This window comes from Shewanella sp. 5_MG-2023, from assembly GCF_030547465.1.
Taxonomy (GTDB): domain Bacteria; phylum Pseudomonadota; class Gammaproteobacteria; order Enterobacterales; family Shewanellaceae; genus Shewanella.
The window spans coordinates 43,949-61,915 of record NZ_JAUORC010000012.1 but is presented as its reverse complement, the minus strand read 5'-3'; the positions used below and the strand labels follow the sequence as shown (position 1 = coordinate 61,915).

Here is a 17,967-nt window from a genome sequence, read left to right as displayed (position 1 = left end):
TACATTTATTTTAGCCAATAAAAAAGGAGGCATAGCCTCCTTTTTTACGGTTTGATCTACTTACCGCAAGCAATAAGCAAATTAAACGTCGTTATTAACGACGTAAACCTAACTTCTGGATTAGAGCAGTATAACGAGCTACGTCAGTACGCTTAAGGTAAGCAGTAAGCTTACGACGTGCGCTAACCATACGTAGTAGACCACGACGTGAATGGTGATCATGGATGTGCTCTTTGAAATGACCTTGTAGATGGTTAATCTGTGCAGTCAATAAAGCTACTTGTACTTCAGTTGAACCAGTGTCGTTTTCACAACGTGCGAATTCAGCTACGATTTTAGCTTTTTGTTCATTACTTAGTGACATAAATATCTCCAGAAAAAATTAAATTATCTCAAGCCGATCACTAACTCAGCCTGAGGGCGCGATATATTAACCGAAAGCGCAGCTTACCGCAATAAAAAATCTGCATATCCGACTGCGGCAATCTTGCCACAGTAAAATATACAGATTGATATAGATTAAACTAACAAGTTAGAGCCACTACTCTTGACTGTGGTCAACCACTAATCTTTTGGGTGCGAGTAAGCCATCATCATTTTTAAAGCCAATGCCAATAAACTTTCTTGACTCACCTAAAGTGATCCGTAGAAGTTGATCATCTAGCACACCTTCAGCCTGAACAGGTTGGCCTTGTAAAATATACTGAGCACTGGTCTCAGGTAAATTTACTTCAGCAAAGTTCGCGACCGCGGTATCCATTGGTAATAGTAATGGGTCTAATACATCACTTGAAGGTATTTCAGACTTTTCAGCCTCATCTACCATCGCCATCAATTGCTCTAAGGTCACCATTTTTTCATATGGATAGTCAGCAACTTGAGTACGTCTAAGCATAATGACATGAGCGCCACAGCCTAGCATTTCCCCTAAATCATCAACGATGGTGCGAATATAAGTACCTTTAGAACAATGAATGTCTAAGGTTAACTCATCACCTTCTAAGCTGACGTATAGCAACTCAAACACATTAATTGGTCGGGCTTCACGGGGGACTTCAATGCCTTCACGTGCATATTTGTATAAAGGCTGACCTTGATACTTTAATGCCGAATACATAGAAGGAACTTGCATGGTTTTACCACGAAAGTGTTCAAGTGACACTTCAAGCTTTTCTTGGGTAAAATTGACAGGTCTTATCTGCACAACTTCACCGTCAGAATCACTGGTATCAGTTCTTTCACCTAACTTGGCCGTCACTAAATAACGCTTATCAGCATCAAGTAAATGTTGAGAAAACTTGGTTGCTTCACCTAAACAAATAGGTAGCATCCCGGTTGCCAATGGATCCAAAGCGCCAGTATGGCCGGCTTTGTTAGCTTGGTAGAGACGTTTGACACGTTGCAAAGCATGGTTAGAACTGATGCCAGTTCCTTTATCTAATAGCACTATGCCATCAATAAAACGCCCTTTGCGACGACGAGCCATTAGTCTTTTCCTTCTGTATTTTCTTCAGCGTCAGTTGATTCTTCAGAACCAAACTTTTCTTGCTTTGCCTTATCACTCGTAATCACTTGGCTTACTAAGTTAGACATACGCATACCTTCAACTAATGAACTGTCATAGACAAAACGTAGTTCAGGCATAACACGTAGCTTCATGCGGCCAGCAATTAGTGTTCTGATGTAAGGAGCTGCTGCAGCAAGTGCTTCGACTTTTTGATCGACTAATTCACGATCTTCTTCAAAGAAGGTCACAAATACTTTTGCGTAGCTTAAATCTCGTGACACATCAACATCGTTTACTGTAACAAAACCGATGCGAGGGTCTTTCATATCGCGCTGTAACACCATAGCAAGCTCTTGTTGCAGCTGCTGCGCGATTCGACGAGTACGACTAAATTCTTTTGCCATAATATTGTTACCATAGCCTTATAAAAATAAAAAAGGCGGCTTACGCCGCCCTTTCTGTGTTACAGCGTTCGGGCCACTTCGACCGTCTCGAAGACTTCAATCTGATCGCCCACTCGGACGTCATTGTAGTTCTTCACACCGATACCACATTCCATGCCGTTACGAACATCAGCAACGTCATCTTTAAAGCGTCGTAATGATTCTAGCTCACCTTCGTAGATAACCACGTTGTCACGTAGTACACGGATAGGAGCGCTACGCTTGATGGTACCTTCGGTAACCATACAACCGGCAATTGCACCAATCTTAGGCGACTTAAATACATCACGAACTTCTGCCAGACCAATGATTTGTTGCTTGAATTCAGGAGCAAGCATGCCCGTCATCGCCGCTTTAACTTCATCAATCAAGTCGTAGATAACGCTGTAGTAGCGTAAATCAACACTTTCAGAATCGATAGTCTTACGCGCTTGTGCATCTGCACGCACGTTGAAACCAACCATGATGGCATTTGAAGCTGCAGCTAGCGTAGCATCAGTTTCAGTTAATGCACCAACGCCACGAGCGATGATATTAACTTTAACTTCATCAGTAGACAGTTTAGCTAATGATTCACAAATTGCTTCAAGTGAGCCTTGAACGTCTGCTTTAAGAACGATGTTAAGTTCTTGCACTTCGCCTTCGGTCATGTTCGCGAACATGTTTTCAAGCTTAGATTTTTGCTGACGTGCTAGTTTAACATCACGGAATTTACCTTGACGATAAAGTGCAACTTCACGTGCTTTACGCTCATCACGAACAACTGTTGCTTCATCACCAGCTGAAGGTACACCTGAAAGACCTAAGATCTCTACAGGGATTGATGGACCAGCTTCAGTAATTGCTTTACCGTTCTCGTCTTTCATTGCACGGATTTTACCGTACTCAAGACCACATAGAACGATATCGCCTTGGCGTAAAGTACCTTCTTGAACAAGTACAGTAGCAACTGGGCCACGACCTTTATCCAATTTAGATTCAATAACAACACCAGCAGCCATACCTGAACGGTCAGCTTTAAGCTCTAATACTTCAGACTGAAGTAAAATGCCTTCAAGTAATTCGTCAATACCGGTACCCGCTTTAGCCGAAACGTTTACGAACATGTGTTCGCCGCCCCAATCTTCAGACATAACACCGTGTTGAGCTAATTCACTCTTAACACGCTCTGGGTCAGCTTCTGGCTTATCCATTTTGTTCACTGCAACGATTAACGGCACGTTACCAGCTTTAGCATGTTGAATCGCTTCGATAGTTTGCGGCATAGCACCATCGTCTGCAGCCACAACCAAAATAACAATATCAGTTGCTTTAGCACCACGAGCACGCATTGACGTAAACGCCGCGTGACCAGGAGTATCTAAGAAAGTGATCATGCCATTTTCAGTTTCTACATGGTATGCACCAATATGCTGGGTAATACCACCGGCTTCACCGTCAGCAACTTTGGCACGACGAATGTAATCAAGTAATGAAGTCTTACCGTGGTCAACGTGACCCATGATGGTAACGACTGGAGCACGAGTCTCTAGTACCACATTTTCTTCATCACGATCACCAAGTACTTGATGCTCTAATTCGTTTTCACGAAGAAGAATAACCTTATGACCCATTTCTTCAGCAACCATTTGTGCTGTTTCTTGGTCTAAGATTTGGTTAATGGTAACCATAGAGCCCATTTTCATCATCTGCTTGATGATTTCAGTGGCTTTAAGAGACATACGTTGAGCAAGTTCAGCAACAGATACTGTTTCACCGATACGTACTTCGCCTTTAACCACAGCAACAGGTTTGTTGAAACCATGTGCCATAGATTCAGGAGCAGTGCTCTTGTTACGTGCAGCATTGCTACGGTTATCACGACCGCCTTTGCCACCACGTTTCTTGTTAGCATTCTTGTTACGTGCACGACGGCCACGTTTTTCATCGTTAGCATCTGAAGTATCTTCAGCAGCACGCGCCGCTTTAGAGGTAGTCACATGGTGATCACCGTTCTTTTCAGCTTCAATACGTTGACGCTCTTCTTCAGCCCAACGCTTTGAGTTTTCTTCAGCTAACTTGCGAGCAGTTTCAGCAGCTAATGCCGCTTCTTCTTCTTGCTTTTTCTTTAAAGTCGCTTCTTGAACCGCTTTAAGGCGATCAGCTTCTACTTGCGCAGCAGCAGACTCAGGATCTTCAGCTTTAGCTGCTTTGGCTTTAGCCGCTTCAGCTTCTTTCTTCGCTTTAGCTTCTGCATCTTTTTTCGCTTTCGCTTCTGCGTCCGCTTTAGCCTTAGCTTCTGCAGCAGCTTTCGCCGCAGCTTCTGCTTCTTGCTGCTTTTGCGCTGCTAGTTCAGCTTCTTTCGCTGCATCGCTATCGTCACGTTTAACAAAAGTACGTTTTTTACGTACTTCAACTTTAACGTCTTTAGATTGCCCGCCACCGGCATTAACACTGAGTGTTGAAACGGTTTTGCGTTGTAATGTCATTTTTTGCGGCGCTTGATCGCCACCGTGTTGCTTTTTCAAGTGATCAAGCAATGTTTGCTTTTCAGCTTCTGAAACTGAATCAGCTTTGGTTTTCTTGATCCCTGCGTCGGCAAACTGTTCAATCAGTCTGTCTACATTTTTGCCCACTTCCGCGGCCAATTTATCTATACTTGTATCTGCCATCAATTAAATCCCCCTGTTGATCGACTTATGCTTCTTCGCCAAACCAACAGATATTACGGGCAGCCATGATGAGCTCACCTGCTTTTTCTTCTGTCAATTCTTCAATATCAATTAAATCGTCAATGCCTTGTTCCGCTAAGTCTTCTAAGGTAATTACACCCTTACTTGCAAGAACATATGCTAAATGCTTTTCTAAACCATCTAACGCTAATAAATCTGCAGCCGGTTCAGCACCATCAAGTGCTTCTTCTGACGCTAATGCTCTAGTTGAAATCGCCGCTTTTGCACGTTCGCGTAGCGCAGTTACGATGTCTTCGTCAAAACCATCAATGTCTAATAATTCTGTTTCAGGTACGTAAACAATTTCTTCTAAAGACGTAAAGCCTTCTTCTGCAAGTACTGTTGCAAAATCTTCGTCAACTTCAAGTGTTTCAACAAATAAGTTAACGATTTTAGCGCTTTCAGCCTGATGCTTCTTGTTAAGGTCTTCAACAGTCATTACGTTTAATTCCCAGCCTGTTAACTGAGTCGCTAAACGTACGTTTTGACCATTACGACCAATCGCTTGTGCTAGGCTGTCTGCTTCAACAGCAATGTCCATTGAGTGGTTGTCTTCATCAACAATAATTGAAGCAACATCAGCAGGTGCCATTGCGTTAATAACGTATTGTGCTGGATTGTCATCCCACATAACGATATCAACACGCTCACCACTTAACTCATTTGAAACAGCTTGAACACGTGCGCCACGCATACCAACACAAGCACCGATAGGATCGATACGTTTGTCATTGGTTTTCACGGCGATTTTAGCGCGAGCGCCTGGGTCACGTGCTGCACCCATGATTTCAATCACTTCATCTAAGATTTCAGGTACTTCTACTCTGAATAACTCAATGATCATTTCAGGCTTGCTACGCGTTAAAAATAACTGCGCACCGCGAGCTTCTGGGCGAACTGCATAAAGTAAAGCACGTACACGGTCACCAGGACGGAATGATTCACGGCTAATGATGTCTTCTTTGTAAATAACACCATCAGCATTATTACCTAAATCAACAACAACGCTTTCACGGGTGCTTTTCTTAACGACACCAGTAACAATCTCGCCTTCACGTTCAATGAACTGTTCAACGATTTGAGCGCGTTCAGCTTCACGTACTTTTTGTACGATAACTTGCTTCGCGGTTTGCGTCGTAATACGGTCAAACACAACTGAATCGATTTCATCTTCGATGAACTCACCAGGTTGAATTTCTGGATTTTCATATCGCGCAGCTTCAAGTGTGATTTCGCTGTAAGGGTTTTCTAAAGCTTCACCTTGATCATCGACAACCATCCAACGACGGAAAGTGTCGTAGTGGCCAGTTTTACGGTCGATAGCAACGCGAACTTCAATTTCGCCTTCATACTTTTTCTTAGTTGCAGTGGCTAGAGCAATTTCTAGCGCTTCGAATATTTTTTCACGCGGGACGGCTTTTTCATTTGATACCGCCTCTGCGACTAGCAGAATCTCTTTATTCATTATGTCTTGCCTCGTTCACCTTGAAACTATCAAAACTTCGCAATAATGTTGCCTTTGCGTACATTATCTAAAGCCACTATCAAATCTTCACCATCTACGTTTATCGTTAGCATTTGCCCTTCGATTGCCGTGATGACACCTTTTAAATTACGACTACCCGCTACTGGCATCGTCAATTGTACTTTTGCATCTTCGCCAATATATGCAGTGTATTGCGCTGCAGTAAATAAAGGTCTATCAACCCCAGGCGAAGAAACTTCTAATGTGTATTCTGTCGAGATTGGGTCTTCAACATCTAGAACAGCACTAACTTGACGGCTGGCTTCGGCACAATCTTCGATATTGACACCACTTTCACCATCAATAAATACACGTAATATTGAATGACGCCCAGCATGGACAAACTCAATACCCCAAAGTTGAAAACCAATAGCCTCAACAGGTACTGTCAGCATTTCTGTCAGTTTAGTTTCTAATGTTGCCAAAAATGACCCCCAAAAACGAAAAAAAGGGCATAAGCCCCAAAAAAGTCCGTATAATCACGGAGTTACCAAGCTCCATATAACAAAAAACCCCGTAATGACGAGGTCTTAATATAGAACCTTTTAATTGAAGAATGTTTTACGCAATTTCGTAAAATCAATCGACAATAAGCTGGTTGCGGGGGCCGGATTTGAACCGACGACCTTCGGGTTATGAGCCCGACGAGCTACCAAACTGCTCCACCCCGCGTCAACTTGCGCAATTATATTAACTTACGTCTTCTCTTGCAATGATTAATCCAATTAACTTTGATTAATCAAATTTGGTGCGGATGGTGGGACTTGAACCCACACGAGCATAGCTCACCACCCCCTCAAGATGGCGCGTCTACCAATTCCGCCACATCCGCATATGTAACTGTTACTATTTTCTATTAGCTAATTTGAGGTTAAGTTTGAGAGAAGGAAACTTAACTTAGCTAATAGAGACAAAACTTAATGGAAGCAACAAACTATGTTGCCTCAATTTGTTGTTTAGTCTGGAATCTTTGTTTCAGTTTGAGTAGGAGCTTGTTCAACTTGCTCTACTGCAGAACCTAAATCATTCCATGCATCATCTTGCTTTGAATGGTTAGCACTTAAGTTACCTAATACTAGGCTTAAAGTGAAAAAACCAATCGCTAGCACAGCTGTGCTACGTGTCAGGAAATTACCTGAACCGCCTGAGCCAAATAGAGTTCCTGATGCACCAGCACCAAAAGAAGACCCCATATCAGCACCTTTACCTTGCTGAAGAAGGATTAGGCCAACAAGACCAATCGCAACAACCAAGTAAACTACAATTAAAACTTCATACATAATATTAAGCGCTCATCGCTATGGAACATAAACTTAAAAACTCGCTAGAGTTTAAGCTAGCACCGCCAATCAGTCCACCATCAACATCTGGCTGTGCAAAAATATCGGCTGCATTTGAAGGCGTAACACTACCACCGTACAAAATACGAATATTTTCTCCGATGAACGGTGACACTTCAGAAAGTCTTTGACGAATAAACGCATGGACTTCTTGTGCCTGCTCTGGAGTTGCACTCTTACCAGTACCTACAGCCCATAAAGGCTCGTAAGCAATAATGGCATTATCAAAAGCCATGGTGCCATTCTTTTCAATCACAATGTCTAACTCTTCGGCAATCACTTCAAAAGTACGTCTTGCTTCACGAGCTGGACCAGATTCACCAACACAAAGAATCGGCGTTAAACCATGTTTCTGTGCTGCAGCAAATTTCTCTGCAACGATATTACTTGTTTCGCCATACATACGACGGCGTTCGGAATGGCCGATAATCACATATCGACATCCTGAATCTTTTAGCATTTTACCGGAAACTTCACCAGTGTAGGCTCCAAAGTCATGCTGACTAAGGTTTTGTGCGCCCATTCTTACAAGCGCGCCATCTAAGGTTTGCTTATTTGCTTCAAGTAGTTGTCTTACACTTTCAAGGTAAATTGAAGGTGGACACAAAACTACTTCAGCAGAATCATTTTGGAGCTTTGTAGCGAACTTGCTGAATAACTCTTGGGCTAAAGCCGAACTGCCATTCATTTTCCAGTTGCCAGCTACCATAGGACGTCTGAGTGCCATTACTGTCTCCTTTCAAAGCGGCGTGAATAATAACGAACCACCAAACAAGTTACAATACCTAAGTTAGGAATAATTACTATAACGTGTCAGAGTGTTGTTTTTTTACTCGGTACGATTAAGTATTAATAAATAAACAATTAATATATAACATTTAGGATTTACTAACGCGTTGCACTGCATCAGCAATCTGTTGTGCAAAAGATGTGACCAATGCCACATCTTCACCTTCAACCATCACCCTTATTAAGGGCTCAGTGCCGGATTTTCTAAGTAAAACTCGACCGGTTTTACCTAATAGCTGCTCTACATGCTGCAGGGTAGTGATGACCGCTGACGCTGATAATGGATCAGTCTCACTATTAAAAGTGACATTAATTAATACTTGAGGCAACATTTTTAGCGGTTTAACCAACTGTGCTAACGATAATTGTTGCTGCTGCATTGCCGCTAACACTAAAATTCCCGCCACGATACCGTCCCCTGTCGTGCCGTGATCTAAATCGAGTATATGTCCAGAGCTTTCGCCGCCAATACGCCAGTGGTGTTGACGCATCAACGCCATGACATAACGGTCACCTACTTTTGAGCGCATAAAGGGGATATTCAATCTCTTAAATGCCAACTCCAAGCCTAAATTTGACATCAAGGTGCCAACAACCCCGCCCTTCAAAGTGCCATTATTAAGTGCATTAGCGGCAAGCACATAAAGAATTTGATCGCCATCAATCACATTACCTTGGTGATCCACCATCATGATCCTATCACCATCGCCATCTAAGGCAATGCCGACATCAGCCTGTTCTAGCAGCACTTGCTCGCATATTGACGCCATGGATGTCGCGCCAACATTGTCATTAATATTTAATCCATTAGGTTTATCACCAATGGTGATCACTTCTGCGCCAAGCTCTTTAAAAACACTAGGAGCAATGTGATATGTTGCGCCGTGAGCGCAATCAACCACAATTTTAAGCCCAGCTAAAGTCAGCTCAGCAGGGAAATGACCTTTACAATATTCAATGTAGCGTCCTGCTGCATCATCAATTCTTGCCGCTTTGCCCAATAAATGAGACTCAACACAAACTAAGTCTTTGGTAAGTTCATGCTCTATTTCTAATTCAAGCGCATCATCTAACTTACTGCCGTCAGCTGAAAAAAACTTAATACCATTATCGTAATAGGGATTATGGGAGGCACTAATAACAATGCCAGCTTCGGCCCTAAAAGTTCGGGTTAAATAAGCAATAGCTGGCGTCGGCATAGGCCCAACCAATAATACATTTAAGCCAGCGGCAGATAAGCCGGCTTCCAGTACGGATTCAAACAGGTAACCCGAAATCCGTGTGTCTTTACCGATAATCACTTTCTTGGTGCCACTGCGTGAAAGCACCCTTCCCGCTGCCCAGCCAAGCTTAAGAGCAAGCTCGGGGGTCATTTTACCCGCGCCGACCTTGCCCCTAATACCATCAGTTCCAAAAAATTGTCTTTGCTGCATGTGTACCTCTCAAAGTGAATTCATACCACTTGATAACGTAACCTAGGCAAAAAATGCATGTTTAAAATGACTGAAAAGGTTAGTTATGTAAACTTGCCATTGTCGCTGACATCACAGTGAGTGCATCCACGGTTTCTTCAACATCATGTACCCGTATAATTTGCGCCCCTTGCTGCGCCGCAATCATCGCCCCAGCAAGACTACCTGCTAAGCGATTATTAATATCACGCTGTAATAAATCCCCGATCATGCTTTTTCTTGATAAACCTACCAGCACGGGAAAATGCAAACTATGTAGTTCCGGTAACTTGGCTAACAGCTGATAATTATGCTCAAGAGTTTTACCAAAGCCAAAGCCTGGATCTAAAATGATATTTTCTCGAGACATACCTGCTGCTAAACAATAATCTACCCTTAGCGACAAAAAGTCATTAACTTGTTGGATAACATCGTCGTATTCTGGTGAGTCTTGCATATCTTTTGGTTGCCCTTGCATATGCATTAAACATACGGGCACATCGAGCATAGTTGCCATTGCCAGCGCGCCGGGCTCTTGTAGCGCACGAACATCATTAATAATATGGGCGCCTGCAGCAACTGCTTTTTCCATGACTTGCGGCTTACTGGTATCGATTGAAATCCACACATCATGGTTTTGGGCAGTATATTCGATGACAGGAATAACTCTAGCGAGCTCTTCTTCTAAAGTAACTGCTGTAGCACCTGGTCTGGTTGACTCGCCGCCAATATCAACTATTTTAGCCCCTTGACTGATGACTTTATCAACTTGCTGACAAGCACTTTCAAACGTGGCATGTTGACCGCCATCAGAAAAAGAATCTGGGGTTACATTAATGATAGCCATAACAATCGGACTGGCTAGCGAGAGGGTTTTATCTCCCGATTTAAGTTCAAACACACAACCTCACTTATACTCAATTTAATGAGTTAGATAATATTTAACTCTATTAGCTGAATTAAAATACTTTTGTTCACAAAGCAATAAATATAAAAAAACCCCTTTCGGGGTTTTTTACGTTAATTTAACTCAGCGTTATTTAGCTGGCGCATCAGTATCTGGTGTCGATTCTGATTTATCATCTGCTTTATCTGCGTCTGCAGCTTCAGAGTCAGCTTTAGTCTCTGTCGTGTTTGCAGGCGTGCCTTTATCTTTATCATCAATTGAGTCATCAGCATCCCAATCGGCTGGCTGACGAACTTCGCGACGATTCATTAAATCATCAATTTGATCGGCATCGATGGTTTCAAATTTCATTAACGCATCTTTCATGGCATGGAGGATATCCATGTTGTCATTTAAGTAAGTATGCGCACGATCGTAATTTGAATCAATTAAGTGTTTTACTTCGGCATCGATGATACGGGCGGTATCGTCGGACATATGTTGGGTTTTACCCATACTGCGTCCTAGGAATACTTCGTTTTCATCTTCAGCATAAAGTACCGGGCCTAATTTTTCAGAGAAGCCCCACTGGGTCACCATGTTACGTGCAATTGACGTTGCATATTTAATGTCTTGTGAAGCACCTGTCGATACGCGCTCTGTACCGTAGATCATCTCTTCCGCTAAACGTCCGCCGTAGGCAACTGAAATTTGGCTTTCAAGTTTACGGCGACTTTGACTAATTGCATCAGCTTCAGGTAAGAAGAAAGTCACACCTAATGCACGGCCACGTGGAATAATAGTAACCTTATGCACAGGATCATGCTCAGGCACTAAACAACCAACAATCGCATGACCTGCTTCATGGTATGCGGTCATTTCTTTTTCATCTTCAGACATCACCATAGTGCGGCGCTCAGCACCCATCATGATTTTGTCTTTAGCACTTTCAAACTCTTCCATGCTCACTACGCGGCGATTACCCCGAGCAGCAAATAGCGCAGCTTCATTCACCAAGTTTGCTAAATCAGCACCTGAGAACCCTGGGGTACCACGAGCAATAACGCTGGCTTTGACACCATCTGCTAACGGTACTTTACGCATATGAACTTTTAAAATTTGTTCACGACCACGAACATCCGGTAAGCCAACAACCACTTGACGGTCAAAACGACCTGGACGTAGCAATGCAGCATCCAACACATCTGGTCTGTTGGTCGCAGCAATAACAATAATACCTTCGTTACCTTCAAAACCATCCATTTCAACCAGCATTTGGTTCAAGGTTTGCTCACGCTCATCGTGACCTCCACCAACACCAGCGCCACGTTGGCGACCTACAGCATCAATTTCATCGATAAAGATGATACATGGTGCAGACTTTTTAGCTTGCTCAAACATGTCACGTACACGTGATGCACCGACACCGACAAACATTTCAACAAAGTCAGAACCAGAAATAGTGAAAAACGGAACTTTAGCTTCACCAGCAATGGCTTTTGCAAGTAAGGTTTTACCCGTACCCGGTGGGCCAACTAAAAGAACACCGGTAGGAATGCGGCCACCAAGCTTTTGGAAACGGGTTGGCTCTTTTAGGTAATCAACCAATTCTTTTACGTCTTCTTTTGCTTCGTCACAACCTGCAACATCACCAAAAGTAGTTTTAATTTGGTCTTCGCTCATCAATTTGGCTTTACTCTTACCAAATGACATCGCGCCTTTACCGCCACCCCCTTGCATTTGGCGCATGAAGAATATCCACACACCAATTAATAACAGCATCGGGAACCAAGAGATAAAGATTTGGGTTAGGAAGCCTGACTCTTCAGCTTCTTGGCCCTTCATTGAAATCCCTTTACGATCAAGATCATTGATTAAATCTTGGTCATACATTGGCATGATTGTAGTGAACTTCTCTCCAGAGCGTCTTACTCCTTCAATGGTACGTTGATCACTTTTAATTTCTACCGAATTGATATTGCCGTTTCGGACACTATCTAAGAATACGGAATAATCCATCTTCTGCGTTGACGAAGAAGAGGGGGAATAGCCCTGAAACACTGACATCAACACGACGGCGATGACAACCCAGAGAATTAAATTTTTTGCCATGTCACTCAAATTGTTAGACCTCTTGAAGACCCACGATAATTAATCGTTAGACTACTATAACTTGTAACCAGTCGCCACTATATAAACTTCACGTGAACGTGGTCGTGATGAATCTGGTTTGCGTGTTTTCACTGTTGTAAAAGCTTGTCGCACTGCTTTCATATATTCGTCAAAGCCTTCCCCCTGAAAAACTTTGACTGCAAAACTACCATTAGATGCCAAAACTTGATGACACATATCTAATGCTAATTCTACTAAATACATTGCCCTTGGTTGATCCACACCATCTGAACCACTCATATTAGGCGCCATATCTGATAGTACTACATCAACTTTATCTTCACCAACGCGGTCAAGTAAAGCATCAAGTACTTTTTCTTCACGGAAATCGCCCTGTAAAAAGTCGACGCCCACGATGGGATCCATAGGTAAAATATCACATGCGACTAATTTACCTTTTTCTCCCACTAGTTTAACTGCAATTTGAGACCAACCGCCAGGCGCTGCGCCTAAGTCTACTACTGTCATACCAGGTTTAATTAATTTGTCTTTTTGTTGGATTTCTTCCAACTTGAATGCAGCTCGAGAGCGTAAACCTCGCTTTTGAGACAGTTTTACATAGTGATCATCAAAATGTTCTTGCATCCATCGGCTTGAACTTGCCGAGCGTTTCTTCGTTGCCATTTAAATTCCGTAACGATTTGGAGTTACATCATGCTTATATAAGGGTAGAATAGCCGTTTTTCAACAGTAACATTTAAAAAGTTGGTACAAATGAACTTAACAACCAAACAAAAACAGCATTTAAAAGGCCTGGCGCATAATTTAAAGCCTGTAGTGCTGCTTGGTGCTAATGGTTTGACCGAAGGTGTACTGGCTGAAATTGATAGTGCACTCACTCATCATGAACTAATTAAAGTGAAAGTAGGCTCTTCTGATAGAGAGCTTAAAAATGCTGTAGTTGACGCGATTATTCGCGAAACTCAATCTACCAAAGTACAGCTTATCGGTCACACCTTAGTTATTTTCCGTCAGTCTGCTGAAATGAAAATTGCCGTTCCAAAAGCAAAATAATTTCGTCAAACATCTGGTTACTTAATATTAGTCGATTGTTGATTAACTGGTATTGAATATGACCTAAAAAAACCACTGCCATGCAGTGGTTTTTTTATCGCTATAGCAAACCAGTCTTAAGTCGTAACTTATTAAACGTATTCTACAGCGATAATTTCATATTCTGCGGTGCCACCAGGTGTGGTAATGGCAACTTCATCATCAAGGTTCTTACCAATTAATCCCCGCGCTATCGGTGAATTCACTGAAATAAGATTTTCTTTAATGTTTGCTTCATCATCACCGACGATACGGTAAGTTGACTCTGCATCGGTATCAACATTGACAATGGTCACTGTTGTGCCAAAAATCACTCGGCCATTGTTTGGCATTGATGTCACATCAATGATTTGTGCATTTGATAACTTGCCTTCAATATCACGAATACGTGCTTCACAAATACCTTGTTCTTCACGGGCTGCATGATATTCAGCATTTTCTTTCAAGTCGCCTAATTCACGTGCAGAAGCAATAGCTTCAGTAATGCTTGGACGACGCACAAATTTTAATTCATCTAATTCTTTACGCAGCTGTTCAGCTCCGATGATCGTCATAGGGACGGTATTCATAATGTCTTATGTCTCCTTTAAAAACAAAAGCACCCCGTGTCGACACGCATATCAACACAGTAAAATCTATATTATTAAACGTCGAGTCGTCATGCTCACATTCACTTATAGCGACATGTGGCAACAAAACAGTCTCGCGCGCTGAAGGGCTAGCAAATGATGATAGCTAAGCTTACATAAGCTTGCGAGTAGTTACTAGTGAGTGTCAAAAAATAGTAATAAAAAAGGCTGCATGACTGCAGCCTTTTTAACCGAATCGACGTTAAATTAAATATTATTAACTTTTAGCGATTCGTTCATGCAATTCTTGTACTGAATTGACGTTATTACGGTCATCTGCTGAATGGGCCATACAGGTAGCAAATGCAGCATTCAATGTTGTGGTGTAGTTCACTTTATAACGCAGTGCACCACGACGAATTTGACGAGAATCTTCAATCGCTTGACGCCCCTCAGTGGTATTAATGATGTAAGTGTATTCACCATTTTTAATACGGTCGAGAATATGTGGACGGCCTTCATGTACCTTGTTAACTAGGCGCGGATTAATACCTGCTTCACCTAGAATAACTGCAGTGCCATGAGTTGCATCAATTTGATAACCTAGCTCAATCAGTTCAGCTGCAAGTTCAGCCACACGCGCTTTATCACTGTTACGCACAGAAATTAATGCACGGCCAGACTTAGGTACTTCAGCTGTGGCACCAAGCTGGGCTTTAGCATAAGCTTCAGCAAAGGTTTCACCCACACCCATAACTTCACCTGTAGAGCGCATTTCAGGGCCAAGCATTGGGTCAACACCTGGGAACTTGTTAAACGGCAATACCACTTCTTTTACTGAAAAGTATGGTGGGATCACTTCTTTAGTGAAGTTCTGCGATGCTAAGCTTTGACCAGCCATTACACGTGCAGCAATCTTCGCTAGCGGGATACCGGTTGCTTTAGAGACAAATGGCACTGTACGCGCAGCACGTGGATTGACTTCAATCATGTAGATTTCGTCATCTTTAACCGCAAACTGAACGTTCATCAAACCAATTACGCCCAGCTCCATGGCTAATTTAGCCACTTGCTCACGCATACGGTTTTGAACATCTTCGCTTAAGCTGTATGGCGGCAACGAACAACCTGAGTCACCTGAGTGAACCCCCGCTTGTTCAATGTGCTCCATGATAGAACCCACAACCACGATTTCGCCGTCACAAACTGCATCGATATCGATTTCAATGGCATTATCGAGGAAACGGTCAAGCAATACTGGTGATGAGTTAGATACGCTTACTGCTTCATTGAAGTAGCGACGTAAGTCTTGCTCGTCATAAACGATTTCCATTGCGCGTCCACCTAATACATAAGATGGACGAACCACTAACGGGTAACCGATACGGGCAGCAGAAAGTACCGCACCTTCAACCGTTGTTACGGTATCGTTTTCAGGTTGCTTCATTTCAAGACGTTGAATCGCTTGCTGGAAACGCTCACGGTCTTCAGCGCGGTCAATGGCATCGGGGCTTGTACCAATAATCGGTACACCTGCCGCTTCTAGTTCACGTGCCAGTTTTAGCGGTGTTTGACCACCGTACTGTACGATAACGCCTTTTGGCTTCTCAATACGAACGATTTCCAGCACATCTTCAAAGGTCACTGGCTCAAAGTACAAGCGATCTGAGGTGTCATAATCGGTCGAAACTGTCTCAGGGTTACAGTTAACCATAATGGTCTCGTAACCGTCTTCACGCAATGCTAATGCCGCATGAACACAACAGTAATCAAACTCAATACCTTGACCAATACGGTTAGGGCCGCCACCAAGAATCATGATTTTTTCACGGGTTGATGGCGCGGCTTCACATTCTTCTTCGTAAGTTGAGTACATGTAAGCAGTGTCTGTGGCAAATTCTGCCGCACAGGTATCGACACGCTTATACACTGGGTGCATATCAAAGCGGTCACGAATTTTACGCACTTCGCTATCACTGACACCTAAGATGTGTGCTAAACGTGCATCAGAGAAACCTTTACGCTTAAGTTGCAGTAAGAAGGCTTCGTTAAGACCTGACATCCCCACTTCAGCCACTTTAGCTTCTTGGGCGATAAGATCTTCAATTTGGACTAAGAACCAATGATCAACATTAGTTAGCTTGAAGATATCATCACGACTTAGACCAGCGCGGAAGGCATCAGCAATGTACCAAATACGGTCACAACCAGGCTCTTTTAACTCATGACGAATTGTTTGCATTGCTTCAGGCGATGCAAGGTCAACAATCGGGTCAAAACCGTTACGGTTAACTTCAAGTCCACGTAATGCTTTTTGTAATGACTCTTGGAAAGTACGGCCAATGGCCATGACTTCACCCACTGACTTCATTTGCGTCGTCAAACGGTCATTAGCGCCAGCAAATTTTTCAAAGTTAAAGCGCGGCACTTTAGTCACAACGTAATCAATTGCAGGCTCGAATGATGCTGGGGTGCGACCACCAGTAATATCATTCATTAGCTCATCTAAGGTGAAACCTACCGCTAATTTCGCGGCGATTTTAGCAATCGGGAAACCGGTTGCTTTAGAAGCTAACGCAGAAGAGCGAGAAACACGCGGGTTCATTTCAATAATGACCATACGGCCAGTGTTTGGACAAATACCAAACTGAACGTTTGAACCACCGGTTTCAACACCAATTTCACGCAGTACCGCTAAAGAAGCGTTACGCATTAATTGGTATTCTTTATCGGTCAGTGTTTGCGCTGGTGCAACAGTGATTGAATCACCGGTATGCACGCCCATGGCATCGAAGTTTTCAATGGCACACACAATGATGCAGTTATCATTGCGGTCACGAACCACTTCCATTTCGTACTCTTTCCAACCGATTAGTGACTCATCGATTAGCAGCTCGCTAGTTGGCGATAACTCAAGGCCTTGAGAACAAATGTCTTCAAACTCTTCTTTGTTATACGCAATACCACCGCCACTGCCACCCATGGTGAAAGATGGACGAATAATACACGGAAAGCCAACTTGGTCTAAAACACCGTAAGCTTCTTCCATTGTATGGGCAATACCAGCACGAGGACAGTCAAGTCCAATTGACTTCATTGCTGTATCAAAACGACTACGGTCTTCAGCTTTATCAATTGCGTCAGCTGTCGCGCCAATCATTTCAACGTTAAACTCTTCTAGTACACCTTCAGCTTCTAGCTGCAGTGCACAGTTAAGTGCGGTTTGGCCACCCATAGTTGGCAAAATCGCATCAGGTTTTTCTTTAGCGATAATGTTACGCACAACTTCCCAGTGAATTGGCTCGATGTATGTCGCATCAGCCATTTCTGGATCTGTCATAATGGTTGCAGGGTTAGAGTTAACTAAGATAACTCGATAACCTTCTTCACGCAGCGCTTTACACGCTTGTGCGCCAGAATAGTCAAATTCACAGGCTTGACCAATCACAATTGGGCCAGCGCCTAGGATCAGAATACTTTTAATATCAGTACGTTTTGGCATTGCTTATCTATTCTCCGAA

Annotated in this window: 15 protein-coding genes and 2 tRNA genes; 1 reads left to right on the top strand and 16 read right to left on the bottom strand. The window is 42.9% G+C overall.

The annotated features are described in order from the left end of the window. Positions 1–94: 94 nt before the first annotated feature. The 14 genes from rpsO to rlmE form a co-directional block, all read right to left on the bottom strand. Positions 95–364, bottom strand: coding sequence for a 30S ribosomal protein S15 (rpsO, locus tag Q4557_RS08820; protein ID WP_076542867.1), 270 nt, complete (start codon positions 362–364; stop codon positions 95–97). Between the two features lie 177 nt (positions 365–541). Next, positions 542–1,486 carry a tRNA pseudouridine(55) synthase TruB gene (gene truB / locus Q4557_RS08815; RefSeq protein ID WP_303412150.1) on the bottom strand — a complete coding sequence of 315 codons (945 nt, stop codon included), beginning with the start codon at positions 1,484–1,486 and terminating at the stop codon, positions 542–544. Further along, positions 1,486–1,911: a 30S ribosome-binding factor RbfA gene (gene rbfA, locus Q4557_RS08810; RefSeq protein ID WP_102439559.1), complete on the bottom strand. Its 426-nt coding sequence runs from the start codon at positions 1,909–1,911 to the stop codon at positions 1,486–1,488. Before rbfA ends, truB begins: the two co-directional genes overlap by 1 nt. Positions 1,912–1,970: 59 nt before the next feature. Then, positions 1,971–4,601 carry a translation initiation factor IF-2 gene (infB, locus tag Q4557_RS08805; protein ID WP_102477160.1) on the bottom strand — a complete coding sequence of 877 codons (2,631 nt, stop codon included), beginning with the start codon at positions 4,599–4,601 and terminating at the stop codon, positions 1,971–1,973. 25 nt (positions 4,602–4,626) lie between these two features. Further along, positions 4,627–6,126, bottom strand: coding sequence for a transcription termination factor NusA (gene nusA / locus Q4557_RS08800; RefSeq protein ID WP_076542863.1), 1,500 nt, complete (start codon positions 6,124–6,126; stop codon positions 4,627–4,629). A gap of 29 nt (positions 6,127–6,155) precedes the next feature. Beyond that, positions 6,156–6,611 (bottom strand): ribosome maturation factor RimP, encoded by a 456-nt coding sequence (gene rimP, locus Q4557_RS08795; RefSeq protein WP_303412147.1) that lies wholly within the window; start codon positions 6,609–6,611, stop codon positions 6,156–6,158. A 170-nt stretch (positions 6,612–6,781) separates the two neighbouring features. Further along, positions 6,782–6,858, bottom strand: a tRNA-Met gene (locus Q4557_RS08790). Positions 6,859–6,932: 74 nt separating this feature from the next. Further along, positions 6,933–7,018 (bottom strand) — tRNA-Leu (locus tag Q4557_RS08785). Between the two features lie 124 nt (positions 7,019–7,142). Further along, a complete protein-coding gene (secG, locus tag Q4557_RS08780; RefSeq protein ID WP_076542859.1) occupies positions 7,143–7,466 on the bottom strand; it encodes a preprotein translocase subunit SecG in 324 nt (107 codons plus the stop codon). A gap of 4 nt (positions 7,467–7,470) precedes the next feature. Then, positions 7,471–8,253: a triose-phosphate isomerase gene (gene tpiA, locus Q4557_RS08775; protein WP_076542857.1), complete on the bottom strand. Its 783-nt coding sequence runs from the start codon at positions 8,251–8,253 to the stop codon at positions 7,471–7,473. A gap of 151 nt (positions 8,254–8,404) precedes the next feature. Then, complete coding sequence (glmM, locus tag Q4557_RS08770; RefSeq protein WP_102520106.1) at positions 8,405–9,748, bottom strand: phosphoglucosamine mutase; 1,344 nt, start codon at positions 9,746–9,748, stop codon at positions 8,405–8,407. A 79-nt stretch (positions 9,749–9,827) separates the two neighbouring features. Next, on the bottom strand, positions 9,828–10,667 hold the full coding sequence (folP, locus tag Q4557_RS08765; protein WP_102437915.1) for a dihydropteroate synthase: 840 nt from the start codon (positions 10,665–10,667) through the stop codon (positions 9,828–9,830). 135 nt (positions 10,668–10,802) lie between these two features. Beyond that, positions 10,803–12,764 carry an ATP-dependent zinc metalloprotease FtsH gene (gene ftsH, locus Q4557_RS08760; protein WP_241901040.1) on the bottom strand — a complete coding sequence of 654 codons (1,962 nt, stop codon included), beginning with the start codon at positions 12,762–12,764 and terminating at the stop codon, positions 10,803–10,805. A gap of 54 nt (positions 12,765–12,818) precedes the next feature. Next, positions 12,819–13,448 carry a 23S rRNA (uridine(2552)-2'-O)-methyltransferase RlmE gene (rlmE, locus tag Q4557_RS08755; RefSeq protein ID WP_055023704.1) on the bottom strand — a complete coding sequence of 210 codons (630 nt, stop codon included), beginning with the start codon at positions 13,446–13,448 and terminating at the stop codon, positions 12,819–12,821. A gap of 90 nt (positions 13,449–13,538) precedes the next feature. On the opposite strand from rlmE, the gene yhbY reads away from it, so the two are divergent. Beyond that, complete coding sequence (gene yhbY, locus Q4557_RS08750; protein WP_076542846.1) at positions 13,539–13,838, top strand: ribosome assembly RNA-binding protein YhbY; 300 nt, start codon at positions 13,539–13,541, stop codon at positions 13,836–13,838. 131 nt (positions 13,839–13,969) lie between these two features. Here the strand turns inward: yhbY and greA are convergent, their stop codons facing one another. Together greA and carB are read right to left on the bottom strand one after the other, a co-directional pair. Then, entirely contained in the window at positions 13,970–14,446 is a 477-nt protein-coding gene (gene greA / locus Q4557_RS08745) for a transcription elongation factor GreA (RefSeq protein ID WP_076542843.1), read from the bottom strand. Positions 14,447–14,723: 277 nt separating this feature from the next. Further along, positions 14,724–17,948 (bottom strand): carbamoyl-phosphate synthase large subunit, encoded by a 3,225-nt coding sequence (gene carB / locus Q4557_RS08740; RefSeq protein WP_102477158.1) that lies wholly within the window; start codon positions 17,946–17,948, stop codon positions 14,724–14,726. Positions 17,949–17,967: the final 19 nt, after the last annotated feature.